The organism is Synechococcus sp. MIT2312 (assembly GCF_059772315.1).
In genome coordinates, this window is the sequence record NZ_CM186281.1 from 1,941,884 (window position 1) to 1,966,381 (window position 24,498).

Consider the following 24,498-nt stretch of genomic DNA (forward strand, 5'->3'; position numbering starts at 1 on the left):
CCCAAAAGCTCAGATCATTTCCACCAGCATGGTGATGTCGTTGAAGTCCCAGTCGGATTCCTGAGCTGAGAGTGTGTCTTCATAACCAAAGAAGTTGCTGCCCAGATTTTTGATGTAGTGCTCTCCTTTGAGGCTATTGGCCATGCCATAGGTCACTAGATGATTGGTCACTTGATTGATAAACACAGGGGCATAAAATCCTCCCTCTTTTTGATCGAGTGTCCACTCGACTGTTCTGGTCCTCTCTCCATTCATCAGGATCTCTGTGTTGTCGGGGTTGATCAGGCTGTCGCGCACAGCTTGTTCAAAGGCGCGTCCATCCGTCGATGCAATGCCGTCAACCGTGAATCCGCTGACATCATCAGAAGTGAGTTTCACAAATGCCACGCGACTGGTGTCGCCGCAGTCGCTGTTCAGTGTCAGACGTAGCTTGGTTGCTCCTGGCTGGAGATCCGTCAGATTCAGGATTGGATCGTTAATATGGCGTTGTTCTGAGGCAAGTTTGAAAGTGTTGATGTTTTTGGACTGCCTAGAGGTGGTGATTTTGATGGATAAATCGTCATAGTCTTGACCTTGATTTTTGTTGTCTTCAAGATGAAGTAAGAAACTATTGTCGATGTCTTGAATAATCTGAAGACTTGGGGATTGATTGAGTTTCTGATTATGACTTGACTGATGAAATCTGATTTCGCTGCCGCTGCTGAGGAAGAGTTCATGGACGCCCATGTTGGATGAGCGTCTTGTCGCGCCAATGGATCCAATGGCTTGTCCATCTGCACTAATGATTTGCAGGCTGTTCTGCCAATCAGAGTTGTTTCTGAGTACTTCCAGTTGAACCCAAACACCGCTGCTGCCGGTGACGCGGAAGCCACTGCCGTCGTTGTTGCTGATCAGTTGACTGGGTTTGGCATGAGTTCGATCACTGTTGTTGTTCTCACTCCCACCACCACCACCTCCACTGGCATCATTGGCACCGGTGATGTTGACCTGGAAGGTTCTGGTTGATGAAAGACTGCCGTCAGAAACGAAGAGCTCAAAGGAGTCGGAGACGCTGTCACCTTGATTTAGGGCTTCAATCACAGCTGTGGTGGGAATGTATTCATAGGCTCCGGTCGAGCGATTGAGACTCAACGTGCCGTAATTTCCAGATGCTGTTGATCCGCTGTTTCCACTGATTCCATAGTTCAGGACTGCAGAAGCATCAGCATCCGTTGCAGAGAGCCTGCCTGAGATGTTGTTGCTGACCAGGGACGATGAGTTGGCTTGATCAGCAATTGTTCCAGCCGTCACGGCTGCCAAGACAGGTGCATCGTTGATGCCGGTGACCTCAATGGCCATTTCTGCGCTGTCATCGCTGCTGAGATCGGTGAGCGTGTAAGTGAAGCGATCGATCTCTTTGTCGCCACTATCCAAGGCATCGGCCAGGTTGGCGGTGTAGCGATAGGACCCGTTCGGGTTGACAATTAAGTTGCCATAAGTGCCTTTAATCTCGGTGCTTAGACTATCGACGCTGGAGCTTCGAGTTCCGGTTTCGGTTTCCTTTTTTTGAATCTCAGTGTCTGAGGTTTTGCCTGAAGTTTTCGTTAATGAGCTTTCGCTTTGAGTTTCGCTGTTAGACTCATTGTTTTGATTTTCAGTGTCTAAGCCTTCACTTGATGTTTCCTTGCCTGAGCTGTCACTTTGAGTTTCTGAAACTGTTTCGTTGTTCTGGGTTTTGGTCTTTAATGTGCTGCTTTGTGGTGAGCTGTCTGTGCCTGTATTTAAACTTCTGCTACTAGTTTCGGCTCCTGCTCGAACACTTTTGATGTAAAGTTGATCTCCGTCAATATCAGTGTCGTTTTTTAAAATTCCCAGGTGATCTTCAAATTGTTTTGAACTGTCTTCGTTGATTTTTGCGGTGTCATCAATTGCTGTGGGCGAATCATTGACTCCCGTAATTGTGATTGTGATTTCACCGCTGTCAATTCCTTCGTCAACGGTTTGACTATCTGTGATTGTGTATGTATAAGTTTCAGTGGCTGTTTCGCCGGCGAGTAATTTGTAGGCGGCTGTCTCTTGGGCTTGATAGCTGTATGTCCCATCCGATTGGATGGTCATTTTTCCATAGGATCCAGTGATGGTTGCCCCTGGCGAAAAGCCGGCATTTGATTGTTGCTCGCTTCCAATTCTGAACGAGGTAATGGAGCGAGAATGGCCTTCAGGGTCGGTATCGTTTGCTAGCAGATTGGTTTGCGTTGCAACTGTCGAGCCACCATCGACACTCGCCGTGTCATTGTTGGCTTCGGGGGCATCATTTTGACCAAGAACAATGATGTTGGATTCAATGGCAGTGGAGTTCGCATCTCCATCGTTGACCTGCCATGCGATCGCTCTGGCACCGCCTTGGGGATCAGAGGTATTGGTGTTGGTATAAGTAACTGTTTGCAGGGCATTGATATAATTGGCTTTCGTTGCTGAGCCGCTGAGGGTTAATACGCCTGAGCTGGAATTCCAATTACCGCTGATTCCATAGGCGTTGTTGAAGGCAAGTGTGTCTTCTGTGCTGACGAAAGTGGTCGATGAGATGGAAACCGTTGCGCTTTCGATATTGCTATCGTCAACATCGCGGATATCGAGGCTGCCATCAATAATTAATGGAACATTAATTTGCCCCTCGGTATATTTCTTGGTTTTAATTGCATCAATCAGAAACGGCTGGTCGTTGACGCCTGCGACGGAGATTGTTAACTCAGCTGTATCGATATCTTTGCCGTCGCTCAATGTGTAGCTGAAGACATCGTCCTGAATTTCTCCTGCCTGTAATGCATCGGCTGATATTTGGTCGGCTACGTAATTGAATGATCCATTGGTTTGTAGCGTTAGCGTTCCATAGTCTCCTTCCAGGCTGGTATTAAATTGCCCAATTCTTGGTGAATCTGCATCGGTAGTGCCAGCATGAAATTGGCTGATCGTGAGGGCGTCACTGTCAGCATCTGAATCATTATTCAGGATGAGTCCTTGCGCTTCTGTTCGGCTTAAGGTTGCGTTTTCATTAATGGAGCCACTGTCGTCTGCTGCGACTGGTGCATTGTTGACGTCGAGAACATTGATTTCGACTTTTGCTGTTGTGCTGCCACCTGTGGAGCTTGCTGTGATCTCAAGTGTGTGTAGATCACTTGTGTCATGATCAAGTGATTGGCCAGTTGCCAATAAAATTTTTCCTGTAGTCTCGCCAATCGTGAAAAAATTGGCGCTATTGCCATCAGTAATTGAATAAGAAATCGCATCGCCATCTTGATCTGTGTCGTTGCCAGAATTGGAGTCTGCAAGATCGAGAATTTCGCTGCCACCAGCAAGAGTTTCAAGCTCAGACTTGCTTTGGTCGGTGATCGCAGGCGGATTATCGTTATCCGATGTTTTGAGTGTTGCGGTGGCTGTTTCAGTACCTGCATAACCGCCTGTGTTGGAGGCGGTGGCGGTGAGTGTGGTGGTGATATCGCCATCAACGATGCTGTCGTCAACACCTGTGACGGTGACGGTCTGTGCTGTATTCCAGTTGCTGGCGGTGAAGGTCAGCGATGAGGAGCTGAGTTGATGTTCTGTGCTGTCATTGCCAGTGATGGAGACGGTGACGTTGTCTGTGGGCTTGTTGTCAAGGACGACGGTGAATGAGGCGGTGGAGCCGGCTTCTGTTGTGACGAGTGGAGAGCTGGCCTGGGCAATGGTGATGCCGGCGGTGTCGTTGTCGGTTGTTTTGAGCGTTGCGGTGGCTGTTTCAGTGCCTGCATAACCGCCTGTGTTGGAGGCGGTGGCGGTGAGTGTGGTGGTGATATCGCCATCAACGATGCTGTCGTCAACACCTGTGACGGTGACGGTCTGGGCTGTGTTCCAGTTGCTGGCGGTGAAGGTCAGCGACGAGGAGCTGAGGGAATGCTCTGTGTCGTCGGCACCGGTGATGGAGACGGTGACGTTGTCTGTGGGTTTGGCGTCAAGGACAACGGTGAATGAGGCAGTGGTGCCGGCTTCTGTTGTGACGAGTGGAGTGCTGGCCTGGGCAATGGTGATGCCGGCGGTGTCGTCGTCGGATGTCTTGAGCGTTGCGGTGGCTGTTTCAGTGCCTGCGTAACCGCCGGTGTTGGAGGCGGTGGCGGTGATTGTGGTGGTGATATCGCCATCGTCGAGGCTGTCATCAACACCTGTGACGGTGACGGTCTGTGCTGTGTTCCAGTTGCTGGCGGTGAAGGTCAGCGATGAGGCACTGAGTTGATGTTCTGTGCTGTCATCACCTGTGATGGAGACGGTGACGTTGTCTGTGGGTTTGGCGTCAAGGACGACGGTGAATGAGGCAGTGGTGCCGGCTTCTGTTGTGACGAGTGGAGTGCTGGCCTGAGCAATGGTGATGCCGGCGGTGTCGTCGTCGGTTGTTTGGAGCGTTGCGGTGGCTGTTTCAGTGCCTGCGTAGCCGCCGGTGTTGGAGGCGGTGGCGGTGATTGTGGTGGTGATATCGCCATCGTCGAGGCTGTCATCAACACCTGTGACGGTGACGGTCTGTGCTGTATTCCAGTTGCTGGCGGTGAAGGTCAGCGATGAGGAGCTGAGTTGATGTTCAGTGCTGTCATTGCCTGTGATGGAGACGGTGACGTTGTCTGTGGGTTTGGCGTCGAGGACGACGGTGAATGAGGCGGTGGAGCCGGCTTCTGTTGTGACGAGTGGAGTGCTGGCCTGGGCAATGGTGATGCCGGCGATGTCGTCGTCGGTTGTTTTGAGCGTTGCGGTGGCTGTTTCAGTGCCTGCATAACCGCCTGTGTTGGAGGCAGTGGCGGTGAGTGTGGTGGTGATATCCCCATCATCGAGGTTGTCGTCAACGCCTGAGACGGTGACGGTCTGGGCTGTGTTCCAGTTGCTGGTGGTGAAGGTCAGCGATGAGGAGCTGAGTTGATGCTCTGTGCTGTCATTGCCTGTGATGGAGACGGTGACGTTGTCTGTGGGTTTGGCGTCGAGGACGACGGTGAATGAGGCGGTGGAGCCGGCTTCTGTTGTGACGAGTGGAGAGCTGGCCTGGGCAATGGTGACGCCGGCGGTGTCGTCATCAGTGGTCATGACTGTGATTGATGCCGCTTCCGACCCTGTAAAACCACCTGAATTGGAAGCGGTGGCGGTGAGTGTGGTGGTGATATCGCCATCGTCGAGGTTGTCGTCAACGCCTGTGACGGTGACGGTCTGGGCTGTGTTCCAGTTGCTGGTGGTGAAGGTCAGCGATGAGGAGCTGAGGGAATGCTCTGTGTCGTCGGCACCTGTGATGGAGACGGTGACGTTGTCTGTGGGCTTGTTGTCGAGGACGACGGTGAATGAGGCGGTGGAGCCGGCTTCTGTTGTGACGAGTGGAGAGCTGGCCTGAGCAATGGTGATGCCGGAACTGTCGTCGTCGGTTGTTTTGAGCGTTGCGGTGGCTGTTTCAGTGCCTGCGTAGCCGCCTGTGTTGGAGGCGGTGGCGGTGAGTGTGGTGGTGATGTCGCCATCGTCGAGGTTGTCGTCAACGCCTGTGACGGTGACGGTCTGGGCTGTGTTCCAGTTGCTGGTGGTGAAGGTCAGCGATGAGGAGCTGAGTTGATGTTCAGTGCTGTCATTGCCTGTGATGGAGACGGTGACGTTGTCTGTGGGTTTGGCGTCGAGGACAACGGTGAATGAGGCAGTGGTGCCGGCTTCTGTTGTGACAAGTGGAGTGCTGGCCTGGGCAATGGTGATGCCGGCGGTGTCGTCGTCGGTTGTTTGGAGCGTTGCGGTGGCTGTTTCAGTGCCTGCGTAGCCGCCGGTGTTGGAGGCGGTGGCGGTGATTGTGGTGGTGATATCGCCATCGTCGAGGTTGTCGTCAACGCCTGTGACGGTGACGGTCTGGGCTGTGTTCCAGTTGCTGGTGGTGAAGGTCAGCGATGAGGAGCTGAGGGAATGCTCTGTGTCGTCGGCACCGGTGATGGAGACGGTGACGTTGTCTGTGGGTTTGGCGTCGAGGACAACGGTGAATGAGGCAGTGGTGCCGGCTTCTGTTGTGACAAGTGGAGTGCTGGCCTGGGCAATGGTGATGCCGGCGGTGTCGTCGTCGGATGTCTTGAGCGTTGCGGTGGCTGTTTCAGTGCCTGCGTAACCGCCGGTGTTGGAGGCGGTGGCGGTGATTGTGGTGGTGATATCGCCATCGTCGAGGCTGTCATCAACACCTGTGACGGTGACGGTCTGTGCTGTATTCCAGTTGCTGGCGGTGAAGGTCAGCGATGAAGCACTGAGTTGATGTTCTGTGCTGTCATCACCTGTGATGGCGACGGTGACGTTGTCTGTGGGTTTGGCGTCGAGGACGACGGTGAATGAGGCAGTGGAGCCGGCTTCTGTTGTGACGAGTGGCGTGCTGGCCTGGGCAATGGTGATGCCGGCGACTTCGTTGTCTGTGGTGATGACGGTTGTGGATGCTTGTTCAGTGCCTAAGAATCCGCCGGTGTTGGAAGCGGTGGCGGTGAGAGTGGTAGTGATATTTCCATCGATGGAGTTGTCATCAACGCCAGTAACGGTGACGGTTTGTGGTGTCTCCCAGTTGCTGGTGGTGAAGGTGAGTGATGAGGAACTGAGTAAGAATTCGGATGCATCGCCACCTGTGATGTTGACAACGATGTCATCGGTGGGTTGAGCGTTAAGGACGACGGAGAAGGACGAGGAATCGCTCGCTTCTGTGGTGAGGAGGTGATCACCCGAAGTTGTGCCTGTTTGGGTGATCGTGAGTCCAGATTTGGTAAAGACTCTGACTTGGCCAGTGTCTGCTCCAGTAGCACCATCATGTTGTTGGGAACCTAAAGCAATCGTGCTTCCATCACTGCTGATGGCGATGCTTCTTGGTCCCATCCCCAGTCTGTTTTGCTTTGCTTCGCCTTCAATGCTTTGGCCTAACTGTTCCCAGTAGCGCTCTCCAGCATCGTTTCTGTTATCGGCTAATTCGTAGACAAAAACCGTTCCAGAGTGTGTGCCATTGTCTCCATTGGCTTGGTTGGCTGAGACGACGAGGGTTGATCCATCTCCTGAGAGATCAACAGCGCCGCCAAAATAACTATTACTTGTGCCATCGAGTGTCGCAGATTTCTCCCATTTTTGGCTGTTATCGGTTTCGGTTTCGTTGAAGTGATAAGTGGCTGTGTAGCCTGAGTCATTATTCGCAAAGGGCGCCCCGACTGCCAGTGTATTTCCGTCGTCGGAGAGGGAGATTGACCAGCCACTTTTGCCATTTTTAACGTCACCAATGATGTCGGCCCCGCGCTGTACCCAGTCTCCATTTGAGAGTTCGAAGACCTTGACCCTGCCGACCTTTTGCTTACCTGTCTCGTCAGGATTTTGATATTCTGTGCTGCCAATTGCGACGACTGTGCCGTCGTAAGAAATTGCGGATGTCTTGCCAGACTCTTCCCGTTTCTGTGTCCCTACAATGTTGCTCCCTACTTGTTCCCATTTTGTTCCTGTCCATCTATGGATTTTGGAATAGCCTTTTCTGGTGTGGTGCCGAACTGCTGTGGTAATAATGGTATTACCGTCTCCTGATAAGGCGATAGATTTTCCTAGTCTTTGGTTTTTCCAGTTGCCTTTAATATCGCTTGTTTCGCCTAATTGCGTCCAAGTGTCGCCCGAAAGTTCGAATACCCGTACGTTGCCAGAATTGTGTATATAAGGTGAATTATCTCCGTATATTGCGCTGATCGCGACTCGACCGCCATCTGCAGACATGCTGACTTGATTGCCAAATAAATCCTGCTTGTTCTCTCCCTTGATTTTGTTGCCCAGTTGGCTCCAGCCAGTTCCATTGCGCTCATAGACAAAAGCGCTCCCTTGCCGCTTCCCTGGTGCCCAATCTTTTGACGCTCCTGTGATAAAGCGGTTGCCGTCGCTAGATAGGGCGATTGCTGCGCCTGTTTGTATATTTTTTTTATAACCTTCAATGCTGTCGTTTAATTGCATCCAGCTGAGGTTGCCATCCCAGGTTCTCAGTGCTTCAGCTCCAATCAGCTCAGTGAGGTTGTGTGTTGTGTTGCTTCTGTTGGTGACGTAATTTGTATTTCTGTCAATTCTTTTTGGCGTGGCAAAGACATCAGCTGATGTCAGCTTTTCAAGCGTTGTGAGGAACGTTTTGTTGTTCCCGATTTCGCAACACCACAGCACAAGGGTGTCGATTTGCCACTTGGTGAGCTCTGGGGCAAAGCGATCCAGTGTTTGAGTGTTGATCCATTGGTCACCGAGCTGAATGCCATTGCCGTTGGCATGAGCAACAAGGTGCAGCTCTCCTAAGGGCTTGCTTTGCCTGCGACGCTTGCTGATGGCCTCCCCAATCGTTTGGAGAGGATGAGAGCCTGAGTCGCTGCGCGGTCTAAAGACATCAAGACCGCCTCGAAATGCTGGAAGCTCCAGCCCTGGCGCGACAACGATTATTGCCTGACTCAGAGGGTCACGTTCTGGCCCAGATGCGGCGAACTTTGGCACCGCACCCAGTCTTGACTTGCTTGCTCTCAGTGCTGGGCCAGACACATCTCATCGAATTCTCAGATTCATTGTGGCAAGTTCACTTCTGCCTTTGATCGCCCCAAGAGCCCGTTTGTGCGCGATTGCCGTTTGCGCCCTTCTTTTCTGTTTTTGGCTGAATTTTGGTGTTCCAGCTTCGAGGCGTTCCCCTGTCTTCCACGGTTTTGGCAGGCTTGTTGCTTGTGCAGCCGCTTGTGCTCACTGATTCCGCCTGGATCAAGTGGTGTCCTTAAGGCTCTTGGCGAGTGTGTCCTGCGGGTGTTCTCCGTATTGCTCCTGATAGCGTCGAGCGAAGTGGCTGCGGCTGGTGAAGCCCATCGATGCAGCGGTGTCGCCAACACCGTTGAGGCCCTGATTGGTACGACGCCTTGGGTCCAGCAGCAGTTGTCGGACGCGGTCCATGCGGACGGAGCGTTGTAACTCCAGGGGTGTCTGTCCGAAATGCTCCTTGGATCCTTTAAACAATGACGTACGAGATTGGAAGAGCTCGTCGCTGAGTGCTTCAACGGTGACTGTCTTCATTGGGTTTCTGTCGCACCAGTGCAGTAGATCGATGGCAGCTTCATGGCGTGCCTCCCGTTTGGCAATCTGCTTTGTGCGTGCCTGGGGCTCCTCAAAGCACCGAATCAGGCTGTCGATCAGTCGATCGGGGTCTTCGGGATTCCATCTCTGCGCAGCACCTTGAATCAGTTGGTTCAGCTGGTCCCGCAAGCGTTGCTGCAGCTCAGGCAGCAGTTCCAGTTGATTGGTGCTCCCCCAGCGATCCAGGGTGCGCTCGCTTCCACCTCGGCGCTCCAGCTGCTCCAGCAACACTTCTTTGCCAATCACGATTGTGGCTAGACGGGCTCCGGCGGGCATCTTTAGATCAAAGTCGGTGAGGTGGCGGTTGTATCCCATCAGGGCTGGCCACGCCACAGGAATTCCCTGTGCGCGATATGTCGACGATGCCTGTGCCTTTTCTAAAGGGATGGCCATGGTGCAAGGTTTTGGCCGGCGGGTTCCGCTCAGAAACAGGCTTTGATTGGTTTCCAGCAGATTGAAACGAATTGCTCCGAGCTGAAAGACGCGTAGTCGTCCCTGCAACGGTCCGCGGCTCATTTGCAGTGCCACAAGATCGGGCGACAATGGTTGGAAGAGCTTTTGCAAGCCCTGACAGCTGGAAAACGTCCTGTCCAACTGGATCACCGACAATCCAAAGATGCACTGAAACTGTTGCTCCTCATTCGCAGGACTGTTCGCGATGTTGAGCCGATGCGTACGCGATTGTTGTCAATCATCCAGCGCGGCAACTCTTGCGCACTCGCACAGTCACTGTTGATTTGAGCAGCGTCGATTCGAGCGGCTCAGGGTCGAGACAAAGGTCCTGCGCCCAAAACGGCGGATCCTGTGACGCCCCCGCGGCATCCAGCCGGTGGTTTTACGCAACGCCTTGAGCCAACCGGCCACATAGTTGCGATGCCGCTGAGGACTGAGGATCCAGCGTGCGATGTACGACGAGCCAACGCCAAGCAGAAGGATGCGCCCAATCCACATGCTGAGGTCTAGGCCGCCAGGTTACGGAAACGGGTGAACTGCGGCTCGAACAGTAGTTTCACGGTGCCCACCGGGCCGTTGCGGTGCTTGGTCACGATCACTTCCGTGATGCCCCGGTCGGGAGTCTCGGGGTTGTAGTACTCGTCGCGGTAGATCATCAGCACCAGATCAGCGTCCTGCTCAATCGAGCCCGATTCGCGCAGGTCGCTGAGCATCGGTCGTTTGTTGGTGCGCGATTCCACGCCTCGGCTGAGCTGCGACAGGGCGATCACCGGCACGTTCAGTTCACGGGCCATGCCCTTGAGCGCTCTTGTGATTCTTGAAATTTCCTGCACGCGGTTGTCAGGGCTGGATCCTTCCATCAGCTGCAGGTAGTCGATCACGATCAGGCCGAGTTCCTTGCCCTGTTCGGCCATCAGCCTGCGGCAGAGCGAACGCATTTCCAGCACGCCGGAGTTGGGTTTGTCGTCGATGTAGATCGGCAGCTGGCCGAGGGTGTTGATGCCCTGGCCGAGCAGGGGCCATTCCTCTTGTTGCAGGCGACCTGTGCGCAGCCGGCCTGCTTCGATGCCGACTTCCATCGACAGCAATCTGTAGGTGAGCTGCTCCTTGCTCATTTCCAGGGAGAACACGCACACCGGCAGGTCGTGCAACTGGGCCACGTTCTTGGCCAGGTTGAGCACGATCGATGTTTTGCCCATGGCAGGGCGTCCGGCCACGATGATCAGGTCACTGCGCTGCAGGCCCTGGGTCATGGCGTCGAGGTCGTAGAAATTCACCGGGATGCCTGCCACCGAGGTGCCCAAGGAGCGGCTTTCGATCTCGTTGAAGGTGCTGGTGAGAATCTCGGCGGTGGGCGTCAGCCCCTGCGAAGGCTTCTCCTGGCTGATGGCAAAGATGGTTTGCTCGGCCTTGTCCAGCACCTGCTCCATCGGCAGCCCTTGATCGAAGCCCAGCTGGATCACTTCGTTGCCCGAGCGGATCAGCTGGCGGCGCAGATACTTATCCATCACCAGGCGGGCCACCTGTTCGATCGAAGCGGTGGAGGCCACGCGTTCGACCAGCTCCACCAGCCTGCTGCTGCCACCCACTTTTTCGAGAGCACCGGTGTCCGCGAGCCAGGCGGTCATCGCTGTGAGATCGGTCGGTTTGCCCTGGCTATGGAGCATCACCGCCGTGCGGAAGATCTCCCGATGGGCATTGAGATAAAACGCTTCCGGTTGCAGCACATCGGCCACGCGACCGATGGCATCCGGGTCGAGCAGGATGCCGCCCAGCACGGCTTCTTCTGCCTCCAGGTTTTGAGGCGGGATCGAATCGGGCAGTGCCTCGAAGCTGGGTTCCTCTCGGCGGCGACCCTTGCCGAAACCGCGGCGTTCCCCCTCGGTGGACTCGCCACCGGACTCTGACAAGGGAACGCTCACCATGGCGGCAGCAGCTCAGAAAGAAGATCCACTCTGACGCACCTTGTCGGTGACATCAGAGTCATTTTTGCTCTGTGCTCAGTAGCTGACCACTTCCAGATTGATCTCAGCGGTCACTTCGCTGTGAAGCTTCACCTGAACCTTGTAGTTTCCGGTCCGATGGATGTCGGGCACGGTGATGTCACGGCGATCCACTTCCTTCTTGGTGGCTTCTTCGATCACCTCGGCCACATCACCATTGGTGACGGTGCCAAACAGCACGTCGTCCTCTCCGGTTTGCTTCTTCACGGTGAAGCGACCAATGGTGTCGAGGGCGGTGCGGAAGGCGACGGCTTCCTCCTTGAGAGCAGCCTGGCGCTCAACCTCCTTGGCCCTGCGGTGCTCCACCTGCTTCATCACCGCGGGGGTGACAGGAACGGCTTTGCCGAAGGGCAGCAGGAAGTTGCGGGCATAACCAGGAGCAACCTCCACCAGATCTCCATCCCGGCCGAGGCTGAGAACGTCCTCATTCAGTACGACTTGTACGCGCTTGGCCATGGGAGAGCGATCCTGACGACGTCTGTTTAGCGATCGACAACTTTACGACTTCACGGGCAGGCGAATTTTGGTGGCCAGGCCCAGGGCGCGCATCAGGCGGATGTGCTCCCAGGTGAGGTCGATCTGACCTGCTTGCAGGCCGTGACGAGCCGAGTGGGGGAAGGCGTGGTGGTTGTTGTGCCAGCCCTCGCCAAAGGTCAGTGCTGCGACCCACTTGTTGTTGCGCGAATCATCGCCGCTGTCAAAGGCCACAGTGCCCCAGCAGTGCGTGGCGGAATTCACCAGCCAGGTCACGTGATACACGAGCACCAGACGCAGGGGAATGCCCCAGAGCACCAAGGCCCAGCCGCCGGCACCTGTGGCGCTGCCGATCCAGAACAGCAGACCAGCCAGGGGCAGCTGCAGAACCAGGAACCAGTTGTTCAGCCAGCGGTAGTAGGGGTCCTTGGCCAGATCACCGGCCATGCGGGGGACATCCTTCATGGCCGGAATCGCATTGAACATCCAGCCCATGTGGCTCCACCAGAAGCCTTTGTTGCTGTTGTGGTGATCCGCATCCGTATCGGAATACTTGTGGTGATGCCGATGCAGTCCCACCCAGTCGATGGGTCCGTGCTGGCAGCTCAGGGCACCGCAGGTGGCAAAGAAACGCTCCAGCCAGCGAGGCACTCGGAAGGAGCGGTGTGAGAGCAGTCGGTGGTAACCGACGGTGACACCCAGGCAGGCGGTGACCCAATACAGAACCAGCAGGCTGGTGACGGCCGGCCAACTCCAGAAGCCAGGAGCGAGTGCCAGGAGTGCCAGGGCATGGATCACGATCATGAACCCGATCGTTACCCAGCTTTTTTCAGTCTTGGCAACCATAGGCGCCTTGCTCTTGGGGCGCTGGTAGGGCTTGATTGCCAGCTTGGGGCCACGATGCGAAACTGATTTCCGACTGGGTGGCGACGGCGTTCTAATCGCGCTTGGTGCCATGACTTGGTCCCGGTTGATCTCTGCACACTACACGCGATACGGATACGTATCAAGCAATGGATAAGGCAAGCGGTTCTGATCATGTGACCAAGGGTTACCGCCAGCGTCTCGAGGAAGGGCGCCAGGCGATGGCCCATCTGATCCATGTGTGGCATGAGCGCAATGGCTGGTCGCACAAGGTGTTGCCTGCTCTGGCTGATGCCTTGGACCTTGGTCGTGTGCACAATTCACAGATCTCCAATCTGCGCAACGGCAAGCTCTCTTCTCCAGGGCCGGAAGTGTTTCTCGCGCTCGGCCAGGCGAATGCGGTGCTGCATCGGGGCCTGGATCCGATCCGCGATCAGCTGGCGGAAGTTCACCCCGATCTGCTGCGGGTGCTGAGCGACAGTGCCGTACCCCTGCTCGCGGCCCATGGGGAGCCGCTCGGTGCCGGCGAGCTGCTGGAGATCTTTGTCGGCCTCGGACCCTTGCCGCCAGGTTTCGATTGGCGGATTGATCAAACGGAAGCAGCTGCCCTCAGTGCGGCGATTGCCGACAGCCTTTGCCGCGGTCAGGCCTGGCGTCAGTGTCGTGATCAGGTAATGGAGGCTTATCCAGTCACCAAGAACCAGCGACGTGATCGCTTTGCCGAAGTGATGGCAGGTCTAAGGGAGTACAGCGCCGAGGAGCTCGATGGAGAGTTTCTTGACCTTCATGCCACACACATGGCTCTGGAAGGCAGCAAGGGCCAGAACGCTGAAGCGTTTCTGGCCGAATTGAGAGCGGCTGCTCAGCCTGGATAACGCGCCTGACGCACGCGCCTGGTCAGTCCAAGCTTCTGCAGCAACCGGATATGCATCCAGGTGATGTCGAACTCGAACCAGCGCAGTCCGTGGCGAGCACTGCCCGGATGGGCGTGATGGTTGTTGTGCCATCCCTCTCCGAACGACAGCACGGCCACCCACCAGCAGTTGCGAGAGAGATCCGGGCAGTCGAAATTGCGATAACCGAAGGCGTGTGTCGCTGAATTCACCAGCCATGTGACGTGGTACACCACAACCAGGCGTAGAGGAATGGCCCACAGCACCAGACCGACGCCGCCTCCATGCACCTGGGCTGCATTGCCGTAGTAATAGAGCGCTAGTCCAATCGGAATCTGCAGCACCAGGAACCAGCGATCCAGCCAGACATAGAAGGGATCTTTCAGCAGGTCGCCACCGAAGCGTTCCTTGTGCTCAAGAGCGGGGATTTCGTGCAGCATCCACTCGCTGTGGCTCCACCACAGGCCCCGGCCTGCATCGTGATGATCGTTGGGTTGATCGGAGAACTTGTGGTGGTGACGGTGCAGGGCCACCCAGTCGATGGGGCCGCTTTGTGCGGCCAGAGTGCCCATGATCACCAGCACCCGTTCGAGCCAGCGGGGCACCTCGAAGCTGCGGTGTGCCACCAGCCGATGCAGGCCGAGTGTCACCCCGAGCACCGTGGCCCAGTAGAGAACAGCGAGGGCCACAACTCCCTGAATGCTCCAGAACCTTGGCAGCAGAGCAATGGTGGCCAGCACGTGCATCGCCACCATGAAGGACGTGGTGCCGCCTTTGAGCTTGCGCTGTTTACGCGGCAGCCGTTCACGGGGAGCCATCACCGCCGCGCGCATGCGCAGTTCGCGGTTTGAGGTGGTAGCTGCCGGAGTGGTGGTAACCAAAAAGTTTCTCCTTGAACCAGTTCTGTTGCGGTTGAAACGGCGACAGCCGAAACCAAAACAATTGGTTGGGAGTGTGAATGTAAGAGAAAACAGCAGGCTTTTCGCGGTTCTCCCATGGCACAGGCTTCAAATCGCTATGGAGAGAGCACCGGTGCGCAGGGGATGAATCTCAGTGAGGCCAGGGCATTTGCCCGCAGCAAGGTCGCGGCTGTGCGCGAGCGTCAGCAGCCTCTGGCTCGGCAGCGCACCGCGGCTGTGTCCGATCGGCTGCAGAAGGTACTGGCGGCGTTTGAGGCAGAACGGGTCGGGACTCAGCATTTCGCCTCCGTCAGCGGGTACGGGCACGGTGATCAGGGCCGAGAGGTGATCGACCGGGTGTTCGCACGGGTGCTGGGTGCGCAAGCAGCGGCTGTGCGACTTCAGTTCGTGAGTGGCACCCATGCCATCGCTGCTGCCCTCTTCGGTGTGCTTAGACCCGGTGATCGCATGCTGTCGATCACCGGGCGTCCCTACGACACGCTTGAAGAGGTCATTGGTCTGCGTGGAGAGGGTCAAGGGTCCTTGAAGGACTTCGGCATCGCCTACGACGAGTTGCCGCTCAGCGATGCCGGAGCCGTGGACGAGCAGGCTCTCGCGCAGGCCCTGGCTCAACCGTGTCGACTGATCCTGATCCAGCGCAGCTGTGGCTACAGCTGGCGCCCATCGCTGAGCGTTCAGACGATCGGTCGCCTCTGCGCCCGCATTCATGAACGGCAGCCTGACTGCGTCTGTTTTGTAGATAACTGCTATGGCGAACTGGTTGAAGCCCAGGAGCCGCCCGAGGTGGGTGCGGATCTGGTGGCTGGTTCATTGATCAAAAACCTGGGAGGAACCATCGCGCCCGCCGGTGGCTACGTCGCCGGACGCGCCGATCTTGTGGAACAGGCCTGCTGTCGTCTTACGGCACCAGGGATTGGCAGTGAAGGGGGGACTGGTTTTGATCTGCATCGACTGCTGCTGCAGGGACTGTTTCTGGCGCCGCAGATGGTGGCGGAAGCCTTGATCGGTGCTGATCTCGTGGCTGGTGTGTTCGCTGATCTTGGATTTCCGGTGCAGCCCGTTGCCGGCGCGTCACGCAGTGATCTGATCCAGGCCGTGCAGCTGGGGGAGCCTGAGGCACTCAAAGTGATCTGCCGTGCCTTTCAGGCTTGCTCTCCGGTGGGCTCATACCTGGATCCTGTGCCGGCAGCGATGCCCGGTTATGCCAGTGATCTGGTGATGGCAGGAGGCACCTTCATCGATGGCAGCACCAGTGAGTTCTCCGCTGACGCGCCGTTGCGCGAGCCGTTCAATCTCTACGTTCAGGGCGGGACCCATCACGCCCATGTCGAGCTTGCGCTGACCAGGGCGCTGGAAGCCCTGGCTGCGGCAGGACATCTGAATCTGGCGCACACTGATTGAGAGACGCTGGTGCGGCCCGATGGCCTTCGACTTCCCTGCCTCCTACCGCTATGCGGACAGCCATGAATACGCCTGGCAGGACGCTGATTCGATCCGCATCGGCTTGAGCGCCTATGCCGTGGATCAACTCGGCGACATTGTGTTTGTGGATCTCCCCGAGGTGGGTGCTGATCTCAGTCGTGGAACCAGTTTCGGCACCGTTGAGTCGGTGAAGGCCGTGGAAGAGATGTATGCCCCCCTCAGTGGCGCGGTTGTGCAGCGCAATGAGGCTCTGCTGGCCAATCCCGAAGAACTGCAGAAGGATCCCCATGGCGAGGGCTGGTTGCTGGTGATTCGTCCCAGCGATCTGACGCAGCTGGAACAGTTGATGGACGCCGCCACCTACGCGGCCAAGGTTGCCGCGACCTGATATCACATCGTCGTTCGGCGCAAGTTGCCTAAAGTCTGCGCCTTCTGTGGCTGCACCATGACCCTGCTGGACCAGCGCATGGTGGAGACCGCTTCAGTGACGACTCTTCCGCCTTTCGCGCAGCGCCATATCGGCCCTGGATCCGCAGCCAACCAGCTGATGCTCGATCGGCTCGGCTTCAGCGATCTTGAGCGCTTTCTGCAGGCCGTCGTCCCGCAGGACATTCTCGATTCCAGTCCGCCTCAGGGGCAGCTCCCGGATGGAGTTGGAGAGGCCGAAGCTCTCTCTGAACTGCGTCAGCTTGCTGGTCTGAATCGCGTGACCCGATCGTTGATCGGTCTGGGCTACTACGGCACAGTCACGCCCGCATTGATTCAGCGGCAGGTGCTGGAAAACCCGTCCTGGTATACGGCTTACACCCCTTACCAGGCCGAAATTGCTCAGGGACGCCTGGAGGCACTGCTCAATTTCCAAACCTTGGTCAGTGAGCTGACCGGACTGCCGATTGCCAATGCCTCGCTTCTGGATGAGGCCACTGCGGCAGCTGAGGCGATGTCGATGAGCTTTGGCGTTTGCAAGCGAGCTGAAGCCAGTCGTTTTCTGGTGGATGCTGCTGTGTTGCCACAGACCCTGGCGGTTCTGCGCACCAGGGCCCAGCCAATCGGGATTCAGCTCGAGGTGGCTGAGCCGGATCAGTTCGCCTGGGGTGACGATGTGTTCGGAGTGCTGTTGCAGCTGCCTGGACGCTGCGGCCGGCTCTGGGACCCTCGTGCCTGTATGTCCAGGGCCCATGAGCATGGCGCTTTGGTCACGGTGGCCATTGATCCATTGGCTCAGGTTCTGCTTGAGCCGGTGGGCGCTCTCGGTGCCGATATCGCCGTGGGCAGCGCTCAGCGTTTTGGTGTACCGATGGGTGGAGGCGGCCCCCACGCGGCGTTCTTTGCCACCCGCGATGCCTACCGCCGGCAGGTGCCAGGGCGCATCGTTGGCCAGTCAAAAGATGGCGAAGGCAATGTCGCTCTGCGATTGGCGTTGCAGACCCGTGAACAGCACATCCGCCGAGACAAAGCCACCAGCAATATCTGCACTGCCCAGGTGCTGCTGGCGGTGATGGCGTCGTTCTATGCCATTCATCACGGGCCGGAAGGTCTCGAGCTGATCGCTCGTCGCGTGCTGCAGCTGCGCTGTCAGCTCGAAGAAGGACTCAGCGCGCTTGGACTCGCTCTACCGCAGGGATCTCGCTTCGACAGTATTGATGTGATCTGCGCCCAGGCGCCGCAGGTGCATCAGCTGGCAGCCCGAGCTGGTTTCAATCTGCGGGTCCTGCCCGATGGTGCGGCGATCGAACAGGCGGAAGGCTTCGGCATCAGCCTGGATGAGCTCAGCGACAACAAGGAGGTGTCTCGGCTGCTGTCGCTGGTGGCTGAGGCCACTGGAGGCCATCCTTCAGAGCTGTCCGATACCGCGAAGCACGAGGCAGCTCTGGCTGGCTTGCCGTTGCGTTCCAAGCCCTGGTTGCAGCAGCCGGTGTTTCACCGCTATCGCAGTGAGACCGAGCTGCTTCGCTACATCCAGCGTCTGGTCAGCAAAGACCTTTCGCTGGTGCACGGGATGATTCCCCTAGGAAGCTGCACCATGAAGCTCAATGCGGCGGCGGAGCTGGCGCCGGTGAGCTGGAGGGAGTTCGGGAGCATTCACCCCTTTGCCCCCGCTGATCAGCTGAAGGGCAATCAGCGCATGGCGCAGGACCTCGAGAGCTGGTTGGCTGAGCTCACCGGTTTCGCCGGGGTTTCTTTGCAGCCGAATGCAGGGTCTCAGGGGGAGTTCGCGGGTCTGCTGGTGATTCGCGCCTGGCATCAGGCAAGAGGCGAGAGCCATCGCGATGTGTGTCTGATTCCCACCAGTGCCCACGGCACCAACCCAGCCAGTGCCGTGATGGCTGGCATGCGGGTGGTGCCCGTGGGCTGTGATGAGCAGGGGAATGTCGATGTCCACGATCTGCGCAGCAAGCTTTCTGAGCATGCCGATGTTCTGGCGGCGCTGATGGTCACCTATCCCTCAACGCATGGGGTCTTCGAGACGCGTATCCGTGAGATCTGCAGCCTTGTGCATGACCATGGCGGTCAGGTGTATCTGGATGGAGCCAACCTCAACGCTCAAGTCGGTGTTTGCAGGCCGGGAGCGTTCGGGGCGGATGTCTGCCATCTCAACCTGCACAAGACGTTCTGCATTCCCCATGGCGGAGGAGGACCAGGGGTTGGCCCCATCGGTGTGGGCGAGCATCTGTTGCCATTCCTCCCTGGCCATCCCTTGAAGCCCTGCGGCGGTGACCAGTCCATTTCAGCGGTATCTGCGGCCCCTCTGGGCAGTGCTGGCATCCTGCCGATCAGCTGGATGTATCTGCGTTTGATGGGCCCTGCTGGCCTGCGGCAAGCCACGGCTGTGGCCTTGCTGTCGGCCAATTATCTGGCGCATCGGCTGGATTCTCACTACCCGGTGCTGTTCCGGGGAGAAGGAGGACTTGTGGCCCACGAATGCATCCTTGATCTGCGCGATCTGAGGCGCAGCGCCGGCCTCGAGGTGGATGATCTGGCGAAGCGTCTGATGGACTACGGCTTCCATGCTCCGACGGTGAGCTGGCCAGTGGCGGGAACCGTGATGGTTGAACCCACTGAAAGCGAGAGCCTCGAAGAGCTGGATCGCTTCTGCGACGCCATGATCGCGATTCGCGCCGAAGTCGCGGCGATTGAAAACGGTGAGAGCGATCGCGATAACAATCCCTTACGACGCTCTCCCCACACCCTGAGTGCCGTCACGGCCGACCACTGGGATCGTCCCTATTCCCGGGAACAGGCTGCCTTCCCGTTGCCGGATCAGCGCCAAAGCAAGTTCTGGCCGGCGGTGGCCCGAATTGATAACGCCTATGGCGATCGCAATCTGATCTGCACCTGTCCCAGTGTTGAAGACATGGCTGCCGCCACTTCAGAGGCGATGGGTTAAATTTTACCGAAATCGGAAATTAATCTTCGATTTTTAATTGTGCAATCAAAACTTTGAGCACACTGCACAGCATTCACCGTCGCAAATGGGGAATCAATGAGTCGCGACACCAAAAAACAAATTGAATTGACGGAGCAGACCTCAGACTCGCTGCAGCTTCCCGACATTCCTGATTGCCTTCAGGCTGCCCTCGGCCGAGGGCATACATTGCCGATTGAAGGCACCAATGTGCTGAGAGTTCCTTTTGGGATTCGTCAGGCACGACGTCAGCGTCCCGAGCGTCCTGACCGCTGGGCAACGCTGGTGATCCCCATTCAGTCTCAGGGATCGCCCACGCCACCACCTCAGGCGGCCTGAGTTTTCAGGCGACTGAGATCAGGCTTTTGTCCTGCTCCAGTCGCCAGTCCAACAGCGCTTTCACATCCGCCAGCGAGCAGGTCGGGGTGCGAAAGGGCAACAGCCTCATCGGGCTTCGTTCCGGTCTCACCAGCCAGCTGTTGTTGCGTTGTTGCAAGAGAACAAATCCGCGGTAGCGAACTGCGTACTGAGGATCCCGGGTCATGCCCATTCTTGGAATGGAAATTGTTAGTGACCTCGCTATTTCAGTGCGCTAGATGTGGTGTGTGTATGAAATCCCGATTCTCTTTTGAATTGATTTCCGTTTGATTTCAGTGGCCAATCCTGATTGATCGCTTATTTCAGATTCATTGGCGGATCAATTCAGTCACAACTGCAGTGGTTTCATCTGCATCAGGCGCTGCACGAGGTCGGCAATGCTGTCGTCTTTCGCTGCTTTCGAGTAGTTGCTGAGCAGTTGGCGCCCCACCACCTGTGCGCCGAGATGAGTGAGCTGGATCCGCAGCGACACCAGCAGCTCCATTCCGCCGCCACCGGAGAAGCTGGCCATGGCGATCGGCCGACCGTTGAAGAGAGATCGGAAGTCATCCCCCTGAACGGACAGCCAGGCGATGGCATTGGTCAGTACAGGGGGAATTGAACCGTTGTATTCCGGTGCGCAGATCACCCATCGCGGAACTGCCATCAGTTGTTGCTGCAATGGCTGTACGCCATTTGGCATGCCCTGTTCCTTAGCCCGTGGTGTGAACAGGGGGAGCTCGAGTGTGGTGAGGTCGAGGAGATCAGCGCTGCTGCCCTGCTCGTGGGTCTGATCCACGAAGCGTTGGGCCAGTTTGAGGTTTTCGCCGTTACTGGCGGCAATCACCAACACATCAGCACTGTTCTGCTTGCTCATGATCAGCGTTCAAGTCGCAGGTTTGAATTGTGACGACTTTTTCAAGAGAGTGACTGCCGAGTGGTCGTTGTCGTGTTGGGGCCGCTGCTTAGTAATTAGCGCCGCTGCGCCTGTGGTGGACGGCTGTGGAGGCTTCCTGATCCAATACGCCGCCGTGATCCAGCTCGGCGTAGATCAGCCAGTGGTCTCCGCATTCCATCCGCTGGCTCACTCGCCCCTCAAGCCAGGCCAGCGCGTCGGGGAGCAGCGGTTGTTCATTCGGACTGGTCTCCAGTTCCAGCCCGCTGAACCGGTCGGCGCCAGGTTGAAACGGTTGCAGGAACTGTTTCATCGGTCCACTTTCTCGCCCCTCGGCCAGCACGTTCAGCGCAAAGCGATCGCCTTTGTGCAGAAGGGCTTCCACGGCGCGGTCCTTGGCCACGGCCACCGTCAGTCCAGGAGGTGTGAAGCTGGCCTGGCTGACCCAACTCGCCACCATGGCGCCGCTGAGTTCTCCCTTTCGTGTGGTGAGAATGCACAAGGATCCGACCACCCGTCCGAGGGCCAGCACAGCTGGATCGCTGCGGCTTTCGCTCATGCTTCCGGCGTTACGGCGTTGGGCGCGCTTTTCCGCCTGCAGCAGTTTGCGGGCGAAACGGGTGCCGGTTTCCTCGAGCTCCTTCACCTTGGCTCGATCAGGACTGAATTTGACCCGGATCGGCTCGAAGCCGAAATTGAAGCCGCCATCTCGCAGCTTCGTTTCCAGCAGGTCCACGGCTTCACCGCTCCAGCCAAAGCTGCCGAACACGCCCACTGGCTTGCTGCGGTCACCCTCTGCAAGCAGTGTCCCTAAAGCCGAGACCACCGGGGTTGGAGCGTGGCCCCCGAGGGTGGGTGAGCCGATCAGGATCCCATCCGCTGACTGGATCGCGGTCACGAGTTCCTCCGATGGTGTGAACTCGCAGTTGAGGCTGGTGACTCGGATGTCGGTGCGACTCACTCCGCGGGCTAGGGCATCGGCAATGGCTGAGGTGTTGCCGTAAGCGCTGGCAAACAGCAGAACCACATTCAGGCTGGATTGCTGATGGCTTTCTCCCCAGCGGTGGTAGTCATTCAGAAGGCTGCGCCAGCTGGCATCGATGGCGGGACCGTGGGCTGGCGCAATCGTGCGGATGCTCAGTTCCTCCAGCCGCTCCACCAGCATGTCGACCTTGCGGGCCATCGGTGCCATCAGGCAGTCGTAGAAATGGCGACGCTCTTCTTCGGTGCTGCTGCGGTTGGCTTCCGCCCAGCTGTTGGTGCAGAGGTGGGCGCTGAAGAACTTGTCGCTCATCAACAGTCCGTAACGCTGTTCGAAGGCCATGAGCCCACCTGGCCAGCGGGGTGTTGGTGCCGGCAGCAGCAGCAGGTTGCGCCCGTTGCTCAACGCCTGTGACTCTTCCCCTCGGATCACTCTCAGCGGCGGGAAATCGGGTAGTGGTGGTTGTTCCACTTCCTCACCGGGGGGCGAGGGTTTGCGTTGGTTCCAGAGCTCTTCCAGCAGCTTGGCGCCCGGATTGGACGCAATCAGTTCGAGCCCTGAGTAGATCCCGGCCAGCTCCTGCAACAAGGCCACACGGTTGGGATTGACGTGCCCCACCACAATCAGCAGGGGTTGATCCTTGGCCGGCAAAGCGTTGAGCAGTGCAGGTAGGAACACACTGCTGTAGGCCATCCCTGGCGGATGCACCAGAACGGCGGGTTGCTCAACTCCCGTCGCATCAAGCCCGGCCTCGAACAGGAAACTGTTGGCCGTGCTGCCCCGCTCCAGTGCGTATTCAAGCTCGAAGCGCAGCCGCTGAGGGCTCAGTCCCCGCAGACAGATCAGGCCCTTGTCGATTGGCAGGGTGATCACCTGCCGGTCAGCGGACGCCGAGTTGGCCGCGACGGTGGTGACCATCAGTAGTGGTTGCCCGTTTTGCGGTGATGAACGGCTGTTCTCCCGTCGATGTCAGCCACGTTGCCTTGCTCCACCAGCGCGTAGATGATCCAGTGGTCCGGTCCTTCCATTCGTTGTTCCACCCGGCAGCTCAGGTAGGCCAGTGCGTCTGTGAGAACCGGGCCGCCTTCAGCGGCACCATGCAGCACATTCACCCCTTCGAATCGATCGGCGCCGGGAGGGAAACGCTTGAGAAAATGCTGCATCAAGGGTTTGTAGCGGTCCTGCCGCAGCACGTTGATCACAAAGCTGTCGCCCACCTGCATCAGCGCTTCAATCGCTCGATCCTTGGCCACGGCGACGCTCAGGCCAGGGGGGCGGAAACTGGCCTGAGCCACCCAGCTGGCCACCATCGCGCCACTGCGGCGGGCATCACCTTCGCCGTGGCTCGCCGTCACGATGTACAAACCACCGGTGAGGCGACCCAGTGCCTTGTCGAGGTTGGCGTCGATGCTGCGCAGTGCTTCGATCGATTTTTTTCTAGTCAGAATCTGTCCGAGGTCGGTTCCTGATTCTTCGCAGCGCTGGTAGTCGCCGCCCTGGGGCAGCTGGCGGATGCGCAAAGGTTCAAACGCCGGTTTCAGCCCCTGATTGCGCAGCTGCTCGGCTACAGCATCGATCGGCTCATCATTGCCGCCGAACGCGTCGTAGACCCCAACCAGTTGCTTGGGCTGGAGAGCAGCGAGAAGAGTTCCGATTGAGGCCTGCAGTTCACCATCCGGTTCCGATGGCCAGGTGGGAACCACCACTGCTTTGGCTTCGCCGACCAGTGCAGTCAGTTCCTGCGGATCGGTGGCCCGGAGATCCACCAGCTGAACCTGTGCATCGGCTTTGCCGATGCCGTGGGCGATGGCCTGGCTGAGACGGTCCGAGAAGCCGTACTGGCTGAGATAGCAAACGGCCGCATAGCTGTCGCCCTTGCTGCGCTGGCTGCTCCACTCCCTGTAGTCGTTCAACCAGTGGCTGAGGTGTTGACGCAGCAGGGGTCCGTGCCCCACGGCGACGGTGTTGATCTCCGGTAAGGCATCCATGCGCTTCAGCGCTTGCAACACGCTGCGGGCATTGGGACCCATCAGGCAGTCGTAATAGAAACGGAAGTCCGGTGCGATGGCCCCGGGATCCGAGTCAAACAATTCTTCTGAGCAGTAATGCAGCCCGAAGGCATCGCAGGTGTAGAGAATGCCGCTGCCGTGATCGAAGGAGAAGATCGTGTCGGGCCAGTGCAGGTTGGGAGCACTCAGGAATTCGAAGCGATGCTGCACGCCGCTGTCTGGACTGGTGCCCAGATCCAGTTCATCGCCGGTTTTCACCGCACGCGATTTGAAGGGGCGATGCACCTGGTCTTGGAGGAACTGGATCGCCACCTTCGAACCCACGATCTCGATGTCGGGATTGAGATCGATCAGATCGCCGATCAGCCCTGAGTGATCCGGTTCGGTGTGACTCACGATCGAATGGTCGATCGCCTTCGGATCGATCTGCTCCTTCAGAAGTGGCACCCAGGTGTCGCGGAACTTGGCGTGGCTGGTGTCGATCAGGGCGGTGCGTTCGCCCCGGACCAGGAATGCGTTGTAAGTGGTGCCGTTGCGTAAGCCGAATTCAATGTCGAAACGGCTGCGTTCCCAGTCCAGGGATCGGATCGTGGTGCTGTCTGCAGCGATCGGCTCGCACTGCAGTGAGAGACGGGGGGTCACAGCAGTGGAATTCGTGCTGTTCAGGCTTGCCGTGACCATGACCGAATCGCGCGTTGTGACCAACTTTACGAAG

The 24,498-nt window shown here is 57.5% G+C and carries 16 protein-coding genes and 1 pseudogene; 5 read left to right on the plus strand and 12 right to left on the minus strand.

What is annotated here, in order from left to right; translation table 11 throughout:
* Positions 1 to 9: 9 nt before the first annotated feature.
* From AC6EI9_RS10845 to AC6EI9_RS10875, 7 genes and pseudogenes are all read right to left on the minus strand, one after another.
* Positions 10 to 6,864 (minus strand): cadherin-like domain-containing protein, encoded by a 6,855-nt coding sequence (locus AC6EI9_RS10845; RefSeq protein WP_498470039.1) that lies wholly within the window; start codon positions 6,862 to 6,864, stop codon positions 10 to 12.
* 147 nt (positions 6,865 to 7,011) lie between these two features.
* Positions 7,012 to 8,529 (minus strand): annotated as a pseudogene (locus tag AC6EI9_RS10850) (DUF4347 domain-containing protein); the annotation flags it as partial.
* A 210-nt stretch (positions 8,530 to 8,739) separates the two neighbouring features.
* The gene (locus tag AC6EI9_RS10855) at positions 8,740 to 9,621 is read right to left on the minus strand and encodes an AraC family transcriptional regulator (RefSeq protein WP_498467775.1); all 882 of its coding nucleotides are present in this window, start codon (positions 9,619 to 9,621) and stop codon (positions 8,740 to 8,742) included.
* A 210-nt stretch (positions 9,622 to 9,831) separates the two neighbouring features.
* Positions 9,832 to 10,056, minus strand: a complete 225-nt coding sequence (locus AC6EI9_RS10860; RefSeq protein ID WP_498467776.1) for a hypothetical protein — start codon at positions 10,054 to 10,056, stop codon at positions 9,832 to 9,834.
* 8 nt (positions 10,057 to 10,064) lie between these two features.
* Positions 10,065 to 11,483, minus strand: coding sequence for a replicative DNA helicase (gene dnaB / locus AC6EI9_RS10865; protein ID WP_186989711.1), 1,419 nt, complete (start codon positions 11,481 to 11,483; stop codon positions 10,065 to 10,067).
* Between the two features lie 75 nt (positions 11,484 to 11,558).
* Positions 11,559 to 12,017 carry a 50S ribosomal protein L9 gene (gene rplI, locus AC6EI9_RS10870; protein ID WP_498467777.1) on the minus strand — a complete coding sequence of 153 codons (459 nt, stop codon included), beginning with the start codon at positions 12,015 to 12,017 and terminating at the stop codon, positions 11,559 to 11,561.
* Positions 12,018 to 12,059: 42 nt separating this feature from the next.
* A complete protein-coding gene (locus AC6EI9_RS10875; protein ID WP_498467778.1) occupies positions 12,060 to 12,992 on the minus strand; it encodes an acyl-CoA desaturase in 933 nt (310 codons plus the stop codon).
* A 56-nt stretch (positions 12,993 to 13,048) separates the two neighbouring features.
* Between AC6EI9_RS10875 and AC6EI9_RS10880 the strand changes: the two genes are divergently transcribed.
* Positions 13,049 to 13,774 carry a DUF8644 domain-containing protein gene (locus AC6EI9_RS10880; protein ID WP_498467779.1) on the plus strand — a complete coding sequence of 242 codons (726 nt, stop codon included), beginning with the start codon at positions 13,049 to 13,051 and terminating at the stop codon, positions 13,772 to 13,774.
* Here the strand turns inward: AC6EI9_RS10880 and AC6EI9_RS10885 are convergent.
* Entirely contained in the window at positions 13,762 to 14,625 is an 864-nt protein-coding gene (locus AC6EI9_RS10885) for an acyl-CoA desaturase (RefSeq protein WP_498470040.1), read from the minus strand. The genes AC6EI9_RS10880 and AC6EI9_RS10885 overlap by 13 nt on opposite strands.
* 210 nt (positions 14,626 to 14,835) lie before the next feature.
* Here AC6EI9_RS10885 and AC6EI9_RS10890 point away from each other — a divergent pair, with 210 nt between their 5' ends.
* From AC6EI9_RS10890 to AC6EI9_RS10905, 4 genes are all read left to right on the plus strand, one after another.
* Complete coding sequence (locus AC6EI9_RS10890) at positions 14,836 to 16,113, plus strand: methionine gamma-lyase family protein (protein ID WP_498470041.1); 1,278 nt, start codon at positions 14,836 to 14,838, stop codon at positions 16,111 to 16,113.
* A 19-nt stretch (positions 16,114 to 16,132) separates the two neighbouring features.
* Positions 16,133 to 16,522 (plus strand): glycine cleavage system protein GcvH, encoded by a 390-nt coding sequence (gene gcvH / locus AC6EI9_RS10895; protein WP_498467780.1) that lies wholly within the window; start codon positions 16,133 to 16,135, stop codon positions 16,520 to 16,522.
* A 57-nt stretch (positions 16,523 to 16,579) separates the two neighbouring features.
* Positions 16,580 to 19,522, plus strand: coding sequence for an aminomethyl-transferring glycine dehydrogenase (gene gcvP / locus AC6EI9_RS10900; RefSeq protein ID WP_498467781.1), 2,943 nt, complete (start codon positions 16,580 to 16,582; stop codon positions 19,520 to 19,522).
* Positions 19,523 to 19,618: 96 nt separating this feature from the next.
* Positions 19,619 to 19,879, plus strand: a complete 261-nt coding sequence (locus AC6EI9_RS10905; RefSeq protein WP_498467782.1) for a hypothetical protein — start codon at positions 19,619 to 19,621, stop codon at positions 19,877 to 19,879.
* Between the two features lie 4 nt (positions 19,880 to 19,883).
* On the opposite strand, the gene AC6EI9_RS10910 is transcribed toward AC6EI9_RS10905, so the two are convergent.
* The 4 genes from AC6EI9_RS10910 to AC6EI9_RS10925 form a co-directional block, all read right to left on the minus strand.
* The gene (locus AC6EI9_RS10910; RefSeq protein ID WP_498467783.1) at positions 19,884 to 20,090 is read right to left on the minus strand and encodes a hypothetical protein; all 207 of its coding nucleotides are present in this window, start codon (positions 20,088 to 20,090) and stop codon (positions 19,884 to 19,886) included.
* A 156-nt stretch (positions 20,091 to 20,246) separates the two neighbouring features.
* A complete protein-coding gene (locus tag AC6EI9_RS10915) occupies positions 20,247 to 20,774 on the minus strand; it encodes an NAD(P)H-dependent oxidoreductase (RefSeq protein ID WP_498467784.1) in 528 nt (175 codons plus the stop codon).
* A gap of 88 nt (positions 20,775 to 20,862) precedes the next feature.
* Complete coding sequence (locus AC6EI9_RS10920) at positions 20,863 to 22,692, minus strand: flavin reductase (protein ID WP_498467785.1); 1,830 nt, start codon at positions 22,690 to 22,692, stop codon at positions 20,863 to 20,865.
* Positions 22,692 to 24,464, minus strand: a complete 1,773-nt coding sequence (locus AC6EI9_RS10925; RefSeq protein WP_498467786.1) for a diflavin flavoprotein — start codon at positions 24,462 to 24,464, stop codon at positions 22,692 to 22,694. Before AC6EI9_RS10925 ends, AC6EI9_RS10920 begins: the two co-directional genes overlap by 1 nt.
* Positions 24,465 to 24,498 lie beyond the last annotated feature (34 nt).

Bases quoted from the DNA above. Each gene is read 5' to 3' on its own strand.
- AC6EI9_RS10875 (WP_498467778.1), bottom strand. From the start codon at position 12,992: ATGGCACCAAGCGCGATTAGAACGCCGTCGCCACCCAGTCGGAAATCA.
- AC6EI9_RS10910 (WP_498467783.1), bottom strand. From the start codon at position 20,090: ATGGGCATGACCCGGGATCCTCAGTACGCAGTTCGCTACCGCGGATTT.
- AC6EI9_RS10915 (WP_498467784.1), bottom strand. From the start codon at position 20,774: ATGAGCAAGCAGAACAGTGCTGATGTGTTGGTGATTGCCGCCAGTAAC.
- AC6EI9_RS10860 (WP_498467776.1), bottom strand. From the start codon at position 10,056: ATGTGGATTGGGCGCATCCTTCTGCTTGGCGTTGGCTCGTCGTACATC.
- dnaB (WP_186989711.1), bottom strand. From the start codon at position 11,483: ATGGTGAGCGTTCCCTTGTCAGAGTCCGGTGGCGAGTCCACCGAGGGG.
- AC6EI9_RS10905 (WP_498467782.1), top strand. From the start codon at position 19,619: ATGAGTCGCGACACCAAAAAACAAATTGAATTGACGGAGCAGACCTCA.
- gcvP (WP_498467781.1), top strand. From the start codon at position 16,580: ATGACCCTGCTGGACCAGCGCATGGTGGAGACCGCTTCAGTGACGACT.
- AC6EI9_RS10920 (WP_498467785.1), bottom strand. From the start codon at position 22,692: ATGGTCACCACCGTCGCGGCCAACTCGGCGTCCGCTGACCGGCAGGTG.
- AC6EI9_RS10880 (WP_498467779.1), top strand. From the start codon at position 13,049: ATGGATAAGGCAAGCGGTTCTGATCATGTGACCAAGGGTTACCGCCAG.
- AC6EI9_RS10925 (WP_498467786.1), bottom strand. From the start codon at position 24,464: ATGGTCACGGCAAGCCTGAACAGCACGAATTCCACTGCTGTGACCCCC.
- rplI (WP_498467777.1), bottom strand. From the start codon at position 12,017: ATGGCCAAGCGCGTACAAGTCGTACTGAATGAGGACGTTCTCAGCCTC.
- AC6EI9_RS10890 (WP_498470041.1), top strand. From the start codon at position 14,836: ATGAATCTCAGTGAGGCCAGGGCATTTGCCCGCAGCAAGGTCGCGGCT.
- AC6EI9_RS10855 (WP_498467775.1), bottom strand. From the start codon at position 9,621: ATGAGCCGCGGACCGTTGCAGGGACGACTACGCGTCTTTCAGCTCGGA.
- gcvH (WP_498467780.1), top strand. From the start codon at position 16,133: ATGGCCTTCGACTTCCCTGCCTCCTACCGCTATGCGGACAGCCATGAA.
- AC6EI9_RS10885 (WP_498470040.1), bottom strand. From the start codon at position 14,625: ATGCGCGCGGCGGTGATGGCTCCCCGTGAACGGCTGCCGCGTAAACAG.
- AC6EI9_RS10845 (WP_498470039.1), bottom strand. From the start codon at position 6,864: ATGGGACCAAGAAGCATCGCCATCAGCAGTGATGGAAGCACGATTGCT.